The organism is Sporosarcina sp. FSL W7-1349 (assembly GCF_038003045.1).
GTDB lineage: Bacteria > Bacillota > Bacilli > Bacillales_A > Planococcaceae > Sporosarcina.
The window spans coordinates 988,141-1,003,466 of sequence record NZ_JBBOOK010000001.1 but is presented as its reverse complement, the minus strand read 5'-3'; the positions used below and the strand labels follow the sequence as shown (position 1 = coordinate 1,003,466).

Annotated in this window: 14 protein-coding genes; 5 read left to right on the top strand and 9 right to left on the bottom strand. The window is 46.6% G+C overall.

Going from position 1 to position 15,326, the window contains the following annotated elements:
* Window positions 1–3: 3 nt before the first annotated feature.
* Window positions 4–1,140 carry a CaiB/BaiF CoA transferase family protein gene (locus tag MKY41_RS05045; protein WP_340744004.1) on the bottom strand — a complete coding sequence of 379 codons (1,137 nt, stop codon included), beginning with the start codon at window positions 1,138–1,140 and terminating at the stop codon, window positions 4–6.
* Between the two features lie 266 nt (window positions 1,141–1,406).
* On the opposite strand from MKY41_RS05045, the gene MKY41_RS05040 reads away from it, so the two are divergent.
* Both MKY41_RS05040 and MKY41_RS05035 read left to right on the top strand, forming a co-directional pair.
* Window positions 1,407–1,856, top strand: coding sequence for a DUF4362 domain-containing protein (locus MKY41_RS05040; protein ID WP_340744003.1), 450 nt, complete (start codon window positions 1,407–1,409; stop codon window positions 1,854–1,856).
* A gap of 572 nt (window positions 1,857–2,428) precedes the next feature.
* On the top strand, window positions 2,429–3,190 hold the full coding sequence (locus MKY41_RS05035; protein ID WP_340744002.1) for an SDR family NAD(P)-dependent oxidoreductase: 762 nt from the start codon (window positions 2,429–2,431) through the stop codon (window positions 3,188–3,190).
* Window positions 3,191–3,231: 41 nt separating this feature from the next.
* Here MKY41_RS05035 and MKY41_RS05030 read toward each other — a convergent pair whose 3' ends face one another.
* From MKY41_RS05030 to MKY41_RS05005, 6 genes are all read right to left on the bottom strand, one after another.
* Window positions 3,232–3,801, bottom strand: a complete 570-nt coding sequence (locus tag MKY41_RS05030) for a cupin domain-containing protein (RefSeq protein WP_340744001.1) — start codon at window positions 3,799–3,801, stop codon at window positions 3,232–3,234.
* A gap of 186 nt (window positions 3,802–3,987) precedes the next feature.
* Entirely contained in the window at window positions 3,988–4,731 is a 744-nt protein-coding gene (locus MKY41_RS05025; protein ID WP_340744000.1) for an amidohydrolase family protein, read from the bottom strand.
* Window positions 4,732–4,822: 91 nt separating this feature from the next.
* Window positions 4,823–5,671 (bottom strand): cytochrome c oxidase assembly protein, encoded by an 849-nt coding sequence (locus MKY41_RS05020; RefSeq protein ID WP_340743999.1) that lies wholly within the window; start codon window positions 5,669–5,671, stop codon window positions 4,823–4,825.
* Between the two features lie 336 nt (window positions 5,672–6,007).
* On the bottom strand, window positions 6,008–6,439 hold the full coding sequence (locus MKY41_RS05015) for a MarR family transcriptional regulator (protein ID WP_340743998.1): 432 nt from the start codon (window positions 6,437–6,439) through the stop codon (window positions 6,008–6,010).
* Window positions 6,429–6,725 (bottom strand): transporter suffix domain-containing protein, encoded by a 297-nt coding sequence (locus tag MKY41_RS05010; RefSeq protein WP_340743997.1) that lies wholly within the window; start codon window positions 6,723–6,725, stop codon window positions 6,429–6,431. The genes MKY41_RS05015 and MKY41_RS05010 overlap by 11 nt, the downstream gene beginning before the upstream one ends.
* 342 nt (window positions 6,726–7,067) lie before the next feature.
* The gene (locus MKY41_RS05005) at window positions 7,068–7,643 is read right to left on the bottom strand and encodes a nitroreductase family protein (RefSeq protein ID WP_340743996.1); all 576 of its coding nucleotides are present in this window, start codon (window positions 7,641–7,643) and stop codon (window positions 7,068–7,070) included.
* A gap of 210 nt (window positions 7,644–7,853) precedes the next feature.
* Between MKY41_RS05005 and MKY41_RS05000 the strand changes: the two genes are divergently transcribed.
* Window positions 7,854–8,333, top strand: coding sequence for an SRPBCC family protein (locus MKY41_RS05000; protein ID WP_340743995.1), 480 nt, complete (start codon window positions 7,854–7,856; stop codon window positions 8,331–8,333).
* 43 nt (window positions 8,334–8,376) lie between these two features.
* Here the strand turns inward: MKY41_RS05000 and MKY41_RS04995 are convergent, their stop codons facing one another.
* Both MKY41_RS04995 and MKY41_RS04990 read right to left on the bottom strand, forming a co-directional pair.
* Window positions 8,377–10,086 (bottom strand): ABC transporter ATP-binding protein, encoded by a 1,710-nt coding sequence (locus MKY41_RS04995; RefSeq protein WP_340743994.1) that lies wholly within the window; start codon window positions 10,084–10,086, stop codon window positions 8,377–8,379.
* A 288-nt stretch (window positions 10,087–10,374) separates the two neighbouring features.
* Window positions 10,375–10,551, bottom strand: a complete 177-nt coding sequence (locus tag MKY41_RS04990) for a hypothetical protein (protein WP_340743993.1) — start codon at window positions 10,549–10,551, stop codon at window positions 10,375–10,377.
* 218 nt (window positions 10,552–10,769) lie between these two features.
* On the opposite strand from MKY41_RS04990, the gene MKY41_RS04985 reads away from it, so the two are divergent.
* Window positions 10,770–11,279 (top strand): DinB family protein, encoded by a 510-nt coding sequence (locus MKY41_RS04985; protein WP_340743992.1) that lies wholly within the window; start codon window positions 10,770–10,772, stop codon window positions 11,277–11,279.
* Between the two features lie 227 nt (window positions 11,280–11,506).
* The gene (locus MKY41_RS04980) at window positions 11,507–15,322 is read left to right on the top strand and encodes a DEAD/DEAH box helicase (protein WP_340743991.1); all 3,816 of its coding nucleotides are present in this window, start codon (window positions 11,507–11,509) and stop codon (window positions 15,320–15,322) included.
* The last annotated feature ends 4 nt before the right edge of the window (window positions 15,323–15,326 follow it).

Sequence of the window (15,326 nt, the reverse complement as noted above, 5' to 3'; positions counted from 1 at the left end):
CTGTCACCTTCTCAAAATTTCTTCATTATGTTCACCGGGATTCGGGGGATGCAGTTTATAGCTAACGGGAGTTCGTGAAAGTTTCAGTGGACTGCCGATCGCTTTCACCACCCCTGCGGTAGGATGGTCGTACTGGATGAACATCTCCCGTTCGTGCAGCTGTGGATCCAGACTGACTTCCGCGATGGATTGGATTGGTCCACACGGGATATTCTGGGAGCGACATTTCTCCAGCCAATAGGCGGTCGGTTTAGTTTCCAACACTTCTTGTACGAGCGAAACAAGCAATTCTCTATGTTCTACTCGATTGGCATTTGTCCGGAACTTGGGATCTTTGCTGAAAGCAGGCTTTTCCAAAATGGAACAGAACTGGTTGAATTGATTGTCGTTGCCAATCGCAATGACGATTTCCCCGTCTTTCGTCGTAAAAGTCTGATACGGAACAATATTGGCGTGGCTGTTGCCAAGGGCCGTCGGGATTTTTCCGGACATCATATAATTACTGCCAACGTTCACAAGTGAGCTGACAGCGGTATCGTAAAGGGAAATATCGAGCTTTTGCCCTTTGCCGGATTGGGTCCGTTCCAGCAATGCGGATTGGATGCCGATGCACGCATATAAACCGGTCAAAATATCCGCAATGGCCACGCCCATTTTCTGAGGGCCGGATTGTTCAGTGCCGGTAATACTCATCAGTCCACTCATCGCCTGAATGATGAAATCATACCCAGGTAAATCCTTATACGGACCGGTTTCCCCAAAGCCGGTTATGGAACAATACACGATGGCGGGGTTAAGTTGGGCAACGGTTTCATAACCGAGGCCGAAGCGCTCCATCGTGCCCACTTTGAAATTGTGAATGATTACATCCGATTCGGCAATCAACCCTTTGATGAGCGCGATGCCTTCTTTGGACTTCAGGTCCACGGTAATGCTTTTTTTATTCCGATTCGCACAAAGATAATAGGCACTGACGCCGTTCTGAAAAGGGGGGCCCCATCCACGGGTTTCATCACTTTCGCCCGGCGCTTCCACTTTCACTACTTCGGCACCCAAGTCTCCTAGAATCATCGTACAATAAGGACCCGCCAGCACGCGGGTGAGATCCAAAACTTTAATTCCGTTTAATGCACCAGTCATTTTCATACCTCCTCGATATAGTTGAATAAAAAAAGCCGGCTCAAATGAATGCAAGAATTTTGCATTTCAATTTGAACTGGCTTTTGTTTGTTGAGACATACCCGGAATAGGTATGCGAACAAATTAGGCAGTTATGATTGTGAAGGATTTCTACTTAATTATATACTATTTAAAATAATTTGTAAATGGTAGGGTGTGCGGGATAAGCCCCTCCTCTGACGCATAGAGTAAAGGTGAAACACCAAGTACGTTGTTGGAGGGATGACATGCAAAAATTGGTGTATCTATTGCTGCTTTTCGGGACATGCCTGCTATCTGCTTGTTCATATGACAGCGAAAAAGCGGTGAAAAACGGGGATGTTATCAATATGAACGGACCCGTTTACAACTTTTTTCAATTTGAACGGTTCTTAGAAAGCGTAGAGGCGGACGAAGCAGCCTCCGTCCGGATTGCGAACTACACGGTTGAGGGAAATCCGACATTGTATGACTTAGCCTTTGACGGGACCGTATTTAATTTGGAAATTGATCGGTCAAAAAATAAAGACCGCGGAGACAGCCCTGCCAAGGAGAGCAAGACCTGCTCGGAGCTAGTGTCAGAGGAAGGACAACAAGTATTCAGCTATACACTGGAAGGCTGTCAGCACGATTCCAACGTTGAAAGCTTTACGATTTTAAGCGTCTTGAAGGAGCAGGAAGAGGAACACGATCACTAAGTCGTCGGCAGATGCGGGGCCCGTGTGCTGCTTTGAATGTATACGATTTTATTCATGGAAACCGATGAATTTGGATCAATACTAGGAATGCGAACATATGTATGGTAAAATGGAAGAGTAATAGAGTAGGGGACTCAAGGGTGGTCGGCCATTTCCCTCTGTGAAGGGAGGTGGTCTTCGTGACAGTATTCGAAACGCTAATGCTCGTATTTACATTTGCAGCACTAGTCATGGCTATATTGTCCCATAACCATAAAAAATAACCCATCCTTGAGTTAGCGGCTCATGTGGATGGATTATTTTGTCCTATTCGCCGATTCCCCCAAGGGAACCTGCTATTACATGGACCGTTCAATGCACTCCCATTGAACGGTCGCTTATTACTTTATTCATTCTTCCTCCTTAGTATACCTTTTACTACCGGGCAGTTCAAGTGGAGATGAGGTTGGCGCGGCCTGGTTAGGGTGGCAAACCCCTGCAAAAAAGCGGGATTGGGGAATCAGTATTCACTCGAAAAAGGGTTTTTCGCACCCATAGCGAAATAGGGTTTATATGAAAAGGGAGGTAAGGGAATGGGTAAATTGATGCAGGATAAAGTCGGGATTGTCACAGCCGCGGGAAATGGAATCGGCCGGGCGAGTGCGCTTGCGTTCGCAGAAGAAGGGGCAAAGCTCGTTGTGTCGGATATCAATGAAGAGGACGGCATGGAAACCGTACGCCAAATCGAAGCGAATGGCGGGGACGCGATTTTTGTTTACTGTAATGTGGCGGAGGAACAGCAAGTCATCGATCTGGTGAAACGGACAGTGTCCCATTATGGTCGCTTGGATTGGGCTCATAACAACGCGGGAATCGGTGCTCCTACGAAACCGATTGCGGAGACCGAGACGGCGGACTGGGATCGTTGTGTCCAGATTACACAGACGAGCCTTTATTTTTCATTGAAACATCAGATTCCCGCCATGCTGGAATCTGGTGGCGGAGCGATTGTCAATACGGCGTCCACATCCGGCTTGCTCGGATCGGAAAATTTGGCGACCTACAGTGCGGCAAAATGGGCTGTTAACGGGTTGACCAAGTCCGTCGCGCTGGAATACGGAAAACAGGGAATCCGTGTAAATTCCATCTGTCCCGGCATGACGTTAACGGCTTCCGTGGAAGCGTGGTCAAAGGAAGTGCCCGAACAGGCCAAATACGTGGAAAACGACATTCCCCTCGGACGGATGGCTCGCCCGGAAGAACAGGCACAAGCCGCAGTTTTTCTTTGTTCGGACAAGGCTTCTTACATTACGGGCGTCAATCTGGCCGTGGACGGCGGGCAAACGGCGAAGTAACTAAGAGCTTCCCCAGTGAACTTAATTAGGCCCCCTGTTACCTAATAATAAGGATACGGGTAAGGATATGGGTTCGTTTGACGGCAGTCTATCGGCGGCCCGATTATCATCGAAGGCTTGATTGGGGAAATGGCTCTTTTCCATTGGGTTTCGTTCAGGCAATAGGTGTGTGCCATGATCTCGGGGGGCGTCAATGATAAGAAATCGGATCCGAGAATGATCTCCGGAGTGGGGGCGTCGAAAATAGCAAACAAATGGGTATCCTCCATCGTGGCCACTTCGTAATGCCACCAACCGCGCGGAATATTAATAAGCTTCCCAGGGGATAGCGAATAATGTTGGTATTGTTTCGTGAATGGGTTCAATAGACCGACTGAAACGCCTCCTGCAATACAATAGACGACCTCTTCCGCATTTTGATGATAATGTGGTTCAATGACATTGTCTTTGCTTAGGTGAATGTCAAGAAATGATAGATTTTTCAACGTGTTCAGCTGCTCGACACCGGCAATTGTAATGTAATTCTGATCGTCTTTTTTGAAAAAAGGGCTTTTATTCATATCAATAGCAAACTGCGCCGTCGGCAATGAATAATCGATGGAAGAACTCAACGCTTCATCCTTTCCAAGAAATAATGGCTTTATCTCCTACAGGATATGTAGGCGGATGGCCGGGAGTGCAATAAAATGGTTACAACAAAAAGGACCTGTGTGAGGAACGATATAGTTCCTGCGCAGGCCCCGTTTTTACGTGAATCCATCCATTAAAAAATTTATTCCAAATCCATAAGTGCTAAATCACTTGAAATACCAATTGAAAGCATTGGTATACAGAATTTTATCAGTAGCTTGTTCGTCAAACAGCTGTTGAATTAATTCAATGTCTCCGTACTGAAACGGTCTTTTGGCTCTTGTAGAGGGCAAATCTGTTCCAAACATTAGCGCATCCGGGTTTGTTGCATAAATAGATGTTAAAGCATGTTCGACATCTAGTTCCACACGCCCAAAACCTGATGCTTTTACTCGGACGCCTTTATCAATTAATTGTAATAAATGCGGTAAGCCTTCTTCTGACAGCCCTAAATGGTCAATTGAAATAGCTGGTAGCTTTTCAATAGTCGATGCAATTTCGGGTAATTCTTTTGCATCGATATAAAGTTCGCTATGCCATCCAGCTACCTCATAAACTCTCCTCGCCAAGTAATCGAGCTTTGATAGATCCTCTGAACCGCCTCGTTTTATATTAAACCGTAATGCTTTTACCCCTTTTTCATGTAAGTTTATAATTTCTTCGTCCGTCACCGTAAAAGGTAATTGTGTGACACCACAAAATGTGGAACCCATTTTATTAAGTGCGTTTACTAAATATTCTTGGTCAAATCCTTGGAATGAACCCGAGACGATCGCTCCACCTGCTACATTCAACTCAGCAGCTTCCTGTTGATAGTCTTCTACAACATAACTAGGCGGCAAATATCCTTGGTTTTCAACAATTGGGAAATCAAAATCAATAATATGAAAATGAGCATCAAAAATTCTCAATGTAAATCACTTCCCATCTCTTTACTTTACTATATCATCCTCCGTTCTATAAGAAAAATATAGGTTATTTATAAAAATACATAAGTATAACTTATTGACAGTCGCCATATTCCTTCTCCACTTCCGCGTAGAAGCGTGCAGATATTTTGCGTTCCAGCCGAAGGGCCATGGCCAAACTGAACTTATGCAATCCCATCATGAGAATGCCCGCCAGCAGTTGGTCGTATTTCGTGTTAAAGGGCGAGGGGAGGATGGGCGGTTTACCTGAAGAAGACGGGATGCAAATATGGGCGGTCAGCTGCATGAGTAACGGGTTGCTTGTATTTTCCAAAATAGCCGCCCCGATAAATAAAAGACAGGCCGGCGTGATCGCAAGCCCGCTGCAAAAAGTGTACTGTTTCATTTTGCAAGTGCATAACCGTAGCAAAGGATCGGGCGACGCGATCGGATGCCACATGCCAAAGGATAAAGCGAATAAAAGGAGCAAATAGCTGTTTTGTAATAAGGGATGGCCAACAAGAAATGTCAGGATGAATGGGGTGTGATAGAGGAGGAATAATGAAGCAAATGTATACAGAGCTATGTTTCGGGGAAAGGGATTCATTTTCAGCCAGCTGGACTTCGGCAAACGCGGCAGGCGGTGAAGCAGTTGCTCCGGAATGCCTAACAGTAGAAGAGGCGGGACGATGAAGTACAGGATGCTCATTTGAATCATATGTAAACTGAATGAGACATGGCTGATAATTGCAAAAGGACTAACGACGACTAGCAGCAGAAGCAAACAGCCTGTGAAAAAGCAGAAGGGTTGCAGGAGAATTGTTTTCCCTTTGGCGTATCGATGGACGGCAAACAGATATAGGGCAACAATGCCAAGTAGCGTAAGGAGCAACGGCCAATTCCATGTCAACTGATTCATAAGAATGAATTCCAAGCCTGGCAACAGATTCTCGCCTCCCTTCTATTATAAAAAGCTATCCTATTGTATATGAAAATGAAGATGGGCGAAGCAAGTGTAAAACCGGTACCCATTTATGATCGGGTACGATCTTTCGATTGCGGAAGAGGGGAAACGATCAGCATTTCTTACAAGACTTGCATTGGGATTTATCTGCACCACAGGATTTGCATTTTGCCATTCGATCACTCCTTTGCATGGATATATTCAACTTTACTCACTAGCCAACGAAAATATGCAAAGGTGACAGTCATCAAACAATTCGGAAACAATTCAGAAGTGTCCGAAATAAAAAGGGGGCTGTCACCTTTACAATAATCCCTACAGTTCATTAATTACTTTTGTTAGCTTTTGCAGTGCGGATAAAAAGTTTGTTAATTCTTCGGGTGATAGACTCGCATAATATTTTTCGGTAATCTGCTGCATAAATCTTTCCATTTCTTTTTTATAAAGCAATCCTTTTTTGCCTAATTCAACCGAAAATGTACGCTTATCTTCTGAATGTTGTTTTCTATAAATATAATCATCCATTTCAAGTTTTACTAACTGTTGGCTGATAGCGCTTTTGGTAATATTCATTTTTTCTGCTAACTCTGTAGGAGTGGATGATGGATGCCGAATAATTAATGTTAATATCGTATATTGCTGATTATTTAATTGGAAATTTGTGAAATCTCTTTCTTTTGCTTCAAGTAACAGCCATAGTTCTTCAAGTGCTTGATTAATTTCCTCAGGTAGGTTTTCATTTTTCATCTTTTTGTTTACCGCCTTTTCTTCTCCAATTTTTTGGGTTTAACTTACTTTTATATTTAGTCACTATTTCTTTGCCGACAAAGGCAACACCTATCAAAAAAAAGATTTCTCCCACTACTATACATACTGTAATAACAGTGGCCTTAATGTGGGTTGGAAATGGGGTAAATGGTACGATGGCAGCAAATCCCCATAGTATTGGATAAAGGATTAGAAGCCCTATTCCAAGTTTAAAAAGGAATGGTTTTTTTTGCTTATCTTCGTTTGAAACTATCTCTTTTTCCATTTTCAAAACTCCTTAGTTTAGTTAAGTTAACTAAATTATATACCGAAAACGGTTTGATTACAAGATTTAAAAACGCCTTACCAAAAATTAAGTAATTATATAAAAACTTGCCCTGATTGTTTTGAACCAACTTGAACCTAAAAACCTTTGTAAACGTTGGTATATCATCAGTCTTATTAGCATTTTGAGCTTTAAGAGGATTGCCTGGCGGAGGAGGGCCAAGGCCATGGGAAGTGTTTACAGGGTACGTTCATAAAAGGACATTGAAAAGGTGCCAGTCACCCAAATAATTCGGAAACGATTCAGAATAGTGTCCGAATTGTAAAGGGGACTGTCACCTTATTACATATCCAACCAGACGGTTTTCTCCTCATATGGCGTGCGTGCCGGAGTTTTCAGTTTGGCGAGTGATTCGGGATCCGGGTAGCCGATGAACAAGTTGCCGATGATTTGTTTATTTTCCGGCGAGCCGATGAATCGGTGAAGCCGTTCGTCATGCACGAGGCCGACTCCGCGCGTCCGCCAGACAAACCCAAGGCCGAGGTCATGTGCAGCGAGCCACATCGAGTGGATGGCGCAGCTGACCGCAAAAACATTGTCTTTTGTGGCGTCCGGATCATCGGGCACGATATCGCTCGTCACAATAATATGAACTGGCGTGCTCAGCACCACTTTCAGTGAACTTTCGATTAAATGGGGCTTCGTCGGGAAACGATCTTGCAAAAACTCCTCCGCCAGCTGATTATACCGTTCTTTCGCTTCGCCTTTTACTACGTAAAATGTCCAAGGCTCCCGCAGTCGGTCGTTTGGCGCCCACGTGGCGGCTTCCAGCAATTGGCGGATTTTATCGTCTTCCACGTCCCGTCCATCGTAATTCCGTATCGCCCTGCGCTCTTGCAGGCCTGTTATAATTGACATTCTGCTTTCCTCCCATTATGTATTTATCCCCTACCAGTCTATCATTTGTAGGGAAGACAGTCACCGTCGATGTTTTTGGAAAACTCAGTCTCCAGATAGGATGATAGTAGATGATTCATGAGGGGCGCCCTTTTTCCCTGAACTTTACGTTCCATTAACCTAATTTTCGGGAAGAATAAAAAGTATCTACTTCAAAGAGGGGTTGACTTCATGCCGGTTATCGAACATGAAATTTCAATTGACGCTTCCATTCAAGTTTGTTTCGATCTGGCCAGAACGGTGGAGATCCATTCGGGGAAAACGATGCTTACGAAACAAAAGGCGATTGGTGGGGTTACGTCCGGATTGATGGGGCTTGGCGATTCCGTCACCTGGGAAGTGAGCCATTTCGGAATAAAACAAAAATTGAAGTCACGAATCATAGAGATGGACAATCCATGCAAATTCACCGACGCCATGGTCCAAGGTCCTTTCCAATCTTTCCAGCATACGCATGAATTCATTCCAAGCGGCACGGGAACGAGGATGAAGGATACCGTCTCGTATCAATCTCCTTTTGGCATATTCGGTAAAGTGGCAGACTTGTTGTTTCTGGAAAACTATATGAGACAATTTATCGCTCAGCACGCCCAAAAGGTGAAACGGGCTGCGGAAGCCGAGAAGCAGTGCCTGTTCGATGAGCATTCATGATGATACGAATGGTTATCAAACAGGCACCGTTTTTTATCTTCCCTTACATTTGATTTGCATGCAGTCTGGCGAACATGCCGCCTTGTTCGACGAGTTCCGTATAGGTACCTTCCTCTTCGATACCGTCCGGTGTCACGACGATGACGCGGTCGGCATTGCGGATGGTCGTAAGACGGTGTGCGATGACGAGCGTCGTCCGGTTTTCGGACAGCTCCTCGAGCGATTCCTGGATAATGCGTTCCGTCTCCGTGTCGAGGGCGGACGTCGCTTCGTCCAAGATGAGGATCGGCGGGTTCTTCAGGAACATGCGGGCGATGGCGAGGCGCTGTTTCTGCCCGCCGGACAGTTTCAATCCGCGTTCGCCGATCTGGGTTTCGTACCCATCTGGTAAATTCGCGATGAATTCTTCCAGATGTGCCCGTTTTGCCGCTTCGAAAATCTCTTCATCCGTCGCATCGAGCTTGCCGTATGCAATGTTCTCTTTGACCGTCCCGGTAAAGAGGAATACGTCTTGCTGGACGATGCCGATTTGGCTGCGCAGTGACTTCTGTGTCATCTGGCGGATATCAAGTCCGTCAATCGTGATCTGTCCTTCATGTACATCATAGAAACGCGGGATGAGGGAGCAAATCGTCGTTTTTCCTGCGCCTGACGGACCGACGAAGGCGACCGTCTGTCCGGCTTTGATCGACAGGCTGATGTTTTGGAGCACGGGTTTATTGCCGTCGTAGCCGAACGTGACGTCTGCCAGTTGGATGTCACCGTTCAAATGGGGGACATCGATGGCGTCCGGCGCGTCTTGAATGTCCGGTTCTTCGTTCATCAGTTGGCGGAATCGACTGAACCCAGCCATCCCTTTCGGATACATTTCGAGCAATGCACTAATTTTATCGATTGGCTTCGTCAGAATATTGACGAACAGGATGAAACTGACAAACTCTCCGGATGTCAATTGCCCGTTGAACGTAAACCAAGAGCCGACGACCAAGACGACGAGAGTCATAATCCGGGTCGACATATAGATCGAAGAGGAGGTCCACGACATCACTTTATAGGCAACCAACTTCGCCAACCTGAAATTGCCATTGTCTTGATTGAACCGCTTCATTTCAAAATCTTCGTTCGTGAAAGATTTCACGACGCGGGACCCGGAGACCGAATCTTCCACGCGTCCGTTTACTTCGGCGATTTTGCCGTACATATTATGCCAGGCGGCGTTCATCTTCTTATTGCAGTACGTGATAATTACAATTAGAACGGGCACCATGACAAGTGTGATGAGCGCCAGCTCCGGATTGATGGAATACATGAGTCCGAAGGCGCCGACGATGGTCATGATGGCGATGAAGGCATCTTCCGGCCCGTGATGCGCAAATTCACCGATATCGAACAGATCGGTTGTGATGCGGGTCATAATATGGCCGGTCTTCGTATTGTCGAAAAACCGGAACGACTGCCGCTGGACATGTTCGAACAGTTCCCGGCGCATATCCGTTTCGATATTGATGCCGAGCTTATGGCCAAGATAGTTGACGATGAATTGCAGAAACGTGCTCAATATGTATATAAAGAGCAAAAGAACGCTGACCGTCGTGATTCGTCCCCAATCACCGGAAGGGAGCAGGCTGTCGATGAACCATTGGACGGCCACCGGAAAGACGAGCTCCAGCAAAGCGACGAACACCGCACTCGAAAAGTCGATGATGAACAATCTGCGGTGCGGTTTGTAATAGGAGAAAAATTGTTTTAGCATAGTGTGTCCTTTCAAGTGAAATAGTCCGTATTGGAAATAAAAAGAAACCATTCCATGGCGAATGGCTGCTGTCGGTACAAATTCATTTTCAGTAAGAATTATATCATATTTTGGCTGATTCCACTGATTTGTCTACACTATACTTTAAGTTTATTCGGGAATGGACTATTTTATCAAGTGGTCTGTGTAGCAAAGGTGATAGTAAAGGTGACAGTCACCACTACAAGCGTCATTACAAAACAATACCAGAGACCAAAATAAAATGGCCCCTGGCATTTTCCTAATCCCTCATTCGTGATCTCGCGTTTTAGCATTCCTGCTGTTGTCACCAAAGTCCGCTGCGAACTCTTGACTCCGGTTTTCATACTGGTTATTCGTATTGCTGTTGCTGTTGCGATTGTCTTTGTAGACGTGATGGGGATTGTGCGTTCTCTCGTTCATCGTCTTTTTATTATTCTTATTCATCGTCGGTCACCTCCTACAGCGTACTATGCTCGCACGACGGTGGATGTATACGCAGACAGCCGAGGCGTCAAGGTTTTATCGAAAGTGTAAGGCAGTATTGAATTATCGCGTAACTTTTACAAGTCTAGTATAATGGACAAGACACCACCAGTGATTTGACAGCAAAGAACAGGAAGAAATTAGCGGTGGCAATGAATTAGAGAAGGGAATTGGATAGGATGACAATTGAAAAGTTGCAAGAAGGTTCGAAGAGCATGAATGCGGCAATCCAGGAAATGGTGAAATTGATCGGAGCGGCAGATACCTCGTTATTGTACCAAAAACCATCCGAAGAAGAATGGTCTGTCATGCAAATTGCGAGCCATGTCATCGAAGCGGTGGAGTTCTGGGCAGCGGATTTGGAAGCGTTGTTGATCGTGCCAGGAGCAAAATGGGGACGCAACCACGAACATGTCCGGCGCTTGGCAGCTGTCGAGGAAACCTATGTGTCGGGTGTGACAGCCGAAGAGGCGACGCGTCGTCTACAAGCGCTCATGCCTCTTGTTGACCAGGCGTTCTCGAATGTGCAGGAAGAAGATTTGGCGAAAACCGCTCCAAGCTACAATCCAAACTTCGATGGCAAACCGCTATCTTTCCTGATCGACCATCTGCTAATCAAACATGTAGAAGGACATTTGGGACAGATGGAGCGTCATTTGGAGAAAGTGAAAAAACAGGCAGTCAACTAAAAGTCATTGGGATGGCCATAAGCACAAGAGACGCAACCATGCTCTCTTGTGCTTTTTTGGTGCCAGGCACTCAAACATTCATGTTTGTTTAAACAATCATGAATGTTTGAACTTTCGCGTTTGTTTTGGTGCCTGGCACCGGTTTCGCTGTCCATGATATGATAGAGAAATGGTTTCTTGAACTATCAGGATCGTGGAAAGTAGGCATGAACGTGGAGCAAGCAGTTTTGAAACAGTCAGTATTCTCCTGCGGTCTCAGTGTGACGGACAATGCCCGCAGGGGGATTTCCAAATATGCGAAAGATGAATTCGCCTTTTTTGCGATGCAGCAGGCGTTTGACGTACATATTGAAAAGGGGCCGATCAACAAACATGGGAACATGGCGTTTTCGGTTTTCTTTGATAATGAAATGAATGAGGCTTTGGCTGCCCATTTGAACGGCAGGGTGGCGGTGATGGAATGTGTCAGTAAAAATGACGGTTTTCTGGCAACCGGTTTTCATGTAAGAGGCCGTTCCGAACCGGTCCGCACGAATCGCCGTTTCTCCACCCGGTTGAAATTTCAGATCGGCCGTCCGATGCCTTTGCCGATTGAATTGTATACGAGCCTCCGGGAGCTGCCCGTGGCGGCGGAGCGTTCGGAGTATGTCCAGAAACGGATTTCCAGCTGGGAAGGTTATTTGCGTATCCAGGAACGCAATGCGGATGCAGAAGATGTCATCACTTCATTCACAAAAGCCCGATTGAATGAGGATTTCAGCAAATTGCGTGTTAGTTGTCATGGATTGAAGGCGAATGAATGGAAAACGATCACGGGATTTAGCGCGAAGTTCAAAGGGCAGTCGCATGATTTTGGCCAAGTCGTCCAAGCGAACCGATCGCAAAGCATTGTGGAGATTGAATTAAACCGCAAATATCAGGCCATGGCCCGCCGACAGGAATGGCCATCCGCCAACCAGCAGGAACTCGTTTTCAGCAATTTTGCGGAATTAAGCCAAGTGAAACGGCTGCGGAAAGGCTTTAAGGACCTTCAAGACGGGCTCGCCGCCAATCCGAACTTGGAGAAGATCCTGTTTGAAGAACGCCCGGTCGTCCGTATTTCCAAAAAACAGCTCGACCTCGAATTCCATAACAATTTGAATGAATTCCAAAGGGAAGCGGTCACGGGAGCAATGACAGCGAATGATCTATATGTCATCCAAGGGCCTCCCGGGACAGGAAAAACGACGGTCATTTCGGAGATTTGCCATCAAAATGTGAAAGCCGGCCTCCGTACCCTCGTCGCTTCTCAAGCGAATCTGGCGGTCGACAACGCCCTGGGCAGATTGCTGACCCACCAAGATATCCGGATTTTGCGCTATGGCAGGACGGAGAGCATCGAAGAAGAGGGGAAACGGTTCATCGAGGAAAATGTCGCTTCCCATTGGAGGGACCAAACGTTGCGCGCGGTGCAGGAGCATCTCCTTTCCCACGCAGAACGGAAAAATCAGTTGGAGCGGGAGCTCGACCAAGGCGTGCAGCGCAAAGAAAAATATGTCCAAGATTTAGAGTCCATCGCTGAGCGGATTCGTTTAAAAGAGGCGGCCCATACCGAGCAGCAAACCATTGTGAAAGAGTGGAATCGCTTGAACGCCAAGACGGAAGAGCTCCATAAGGAACTTGAAAACCTTGTTCAAGCGAAAGCTGAGCTGAGCCGATCCGCCGAACAACTCGATGAAGAAATCGAGCAAATCGAAGCGTTTCTTCATGTAAACAGCGACAAGCTGGAACAGAATTCTGAAATCGAACGCTTGAAAGGGCAAATGGCTCACTTGCGCAATGAAATCGCCTACCGGGAAACATTGCAGCAGATTGATATGCTGAGCACTTCGTTGGAAACATTGCGTCGGGAAATGGAAACGAAGCAGCGCAATGCCATCCAATTGCGGGCTTTCTCCGAAAATCTGCCTGCCTTGACCAAATTGGATTCATTAAAAAACCAGCTAGCGGAAATCGGGATCATGCCGAATGATGAGACCCTTCGAAACATGAAGGAACTCAACCGGCTGGTCGCCACCATCCAGGAGGAAAAATCCTCCTATACGGAGTGGCTCGAGTTGAGCGATCGTCTGGACAAAGCATTGGAAATGATCGAGAAAATATTAGTACGGGAAGGCTTTTGGAAGCAGATCCAACAGTATCCAGTCCCGGCCAACCGTCGATACACCGCCCTGCGGGATATCAATGCCTTGATCGACAATATCGGCCGTTACATCGTAAGGCCGGATCATAAGCAAGCTCTGGCGGTACGGACATATTCCCCCAAGAAATTTGAAATCCTCGAAAACGTCGCCACTGCTTTCAACATTTTAAAGGATCGGAAATGGTATACGGAAACACAGCTGGCCGCAGTGAACGAATCGAAATCGTTGTTCCATCGGGTTAAAGAGGGCATTGCCGAACAAGTGAAACTGGCCATTTATCAAACGGAACAGGAATTGACGAGCTTGCAGGCAAATGCGGAAGCAGAGGAAAGTAAACTGCTGGACATGCGAACAGCAAGCTCCGCCCAACTTGCCGTCATTGGAGAATTTGACGAAACGGCCTACTTGGCGGAAAAAATCGAACAACTGGCTGATATGGAGAAAATGGTCGCTTCATATGAAGAAACGATAGCCATCTGGAATGAAAAATCTATGGAGCTGGAAGCGAAAAAGAAGCAACAGCAGGATGTGGCAAATCGGATTGAAACAAATACAGAAGCGCATCTGGCACGGACTGCGGAAATCGAAAAATACCGCCTTCAAATGAATGACCTTGAAGCGCGTCAGCAGGAGCTGGCCGCACTTTTAGAGCAACAACCCGAAGCGGAGCAACAACAAGTACAAACTAAAATGAAGGAACTATCCGCACGAATGGCGGAATGGGAGCGGGAACAAGAGCGCTTGCCCATTACGATGGCATTGCAGGAAAAATGGGTTTCTTTATTACAAGAGGCGAACGATTATGACCTCGATGAAATCAGGAAGTTGTATGTCCGGCATGCCAATGTCATCGGGACGACTTGTGTCGCATCCGCCCGGCGGGACTTCATGGAAGAATATCCAGACTTCGATGTTGTCATCATCGATGAAGTTTCGAAAGCGACCCCACCCGAGTTATTGTTGCCGATACTGAAAGGGAAAAAGATCATATTAGTTGGGGATCATCATCAGCTGCCGCCGCTCGTCGGTCAGGAAACGATGGATGAATTCCTGGAAGAGATTGAAGATCGAGAGGAGAAACGGGAACTCGAGAAGCTGTTGAAAGAGTCTTTATTCGAACGGCTTTTCAGGACGTTGCCAAAGCAGAACAAGACGATGCTTGGCATTCAATATCGGATGCACGAAAGCATCATGGAGACGATTGCGCCGTTTTACGAGGAAGGCGATTCCCGCTTGCTTTGCGGTTTGGACGATTCGGACACAGTGCGGGATCATTTGCTGGAATCCCGTCATATCAAGAGGAAGGATCATCTGCTTTGGTTCGATCTGCCGAATGCCCCAGCGTTTTACGAGGAGAAGGCGAAAGGGGGCACCAGCCTGTACAATCAAGCGGAATTGAATGTGATCCGTGACTTGCTGGAGGATTTGGACGAAAGCGTCGGGACGGCGAAACAGCAAGGCCGATTCCATCCGGATGATCGGAAAAGCGTGGGCGTCATCAGTTTCTACGGGGAGCAAGTGAAGCGCATCGATCGGTTAATCCAGCAAGAATTGATTCCCCGGCATCTGCATTGCCGGACTGGATCGGTGGATAAATTCCAAGGGATGGAAATGGACGTCATCGTGCTGAGCTTTGTCCGGAATCATCGGGAAAAGAGCGGTAGCATCGGGTTTGCGAAAGACTACCGGCGGTTGAATGTCGCGTTGTCCCGGGCGCGGGAATTGCTTATCGTCGTCGGCAGTTCGGAAATGTTCACGATCCGAACAAAAGACGCCAAGTCACGGGAGATGTACGGACGGCTGCTGGATGAAATCAAAAAGGGGAATGGTCTGCGGGAAGTTCAAGGACAATTGGGGTAAGCGG

What these genes read in the sequence shown, in the direction of transcription:
- MKY41_RS05010 (WP_340743997.1), bottom strand. Translation starts at nt 6,725, where the DNA reads ATGGAAAAAGAGATAGTTTCAAACGAAGATAAGCAAAAAAAACCATTC.
- MKY41_RS04990 (WP_340743993.1), bottom strand. Translation starts at nt 10,551, where the DNA reads ATGAATAAGAATAATAAAAAGACGATGAACGAGAGAACGCACAATCCC.
- MKY41_RS05005 (WP_340743996.1), bottom strand. Translation starts at nt 7,643, where the DNA reads ATGTCAATTATAACAGGCCTGCAAGAGCGCAGGGCGATACGGAATTAC.
- MKY41_RS04995 (WP_340743994.1), bottom strand. Translation starts at nt 10,086, where the DNA reads ATGCTAAAACAATTTTTCTCCTATTACAAACCGCACCGCAGATTGTTC.
- MKY41_RS05015 (WP_340743998.1), bottom strand. Translation starts at nt 6,439, where the DNA reads ATGAAAAATGAAAACCTACCTGAGGAAATTAATCAAGCACTTGAAGAA.
- MKY41_RS05000 (WP_340743995.1), top strand. Translation starts at nt 7,854, where the DNA reads ATGCCGGTTATCGAACATGAAATTTCAATTGACGCTTCCATTCAAGTT.
- MKY41_RS05045 (WP_340744004.1), bottom strand. Translation starts at nt 1,140, where the DNA reads ATGACTGGTGCATTAAACGGAATTAAAGTTTTGGATCTCACCCGCGTG.
- MKY41_RS04985 (WP_340743992.1), top strand. Translation starts at nt 10,770, where the DNA reads ATGACAATTGAAAAGTTGCAAGAAGGTTCGAAGAGCATGAATGCGGCA.
- MKY41_RS05040 (WP_340744003.1), top strand. Translation starts at nt 1,407, where the DNA reads ATGCAAAAATTGGTGTATCTATTGCTGCTTTTCGGGACATGCCTGCTA.
- MKY41_RS05035 (WP_340744002.1), top strand. Translation starts at nt 2,429, where the DNA reads ATGGGTAAATTGATGCAGGATAAAGTCGGGATTGTCACAGCCGCGGGA.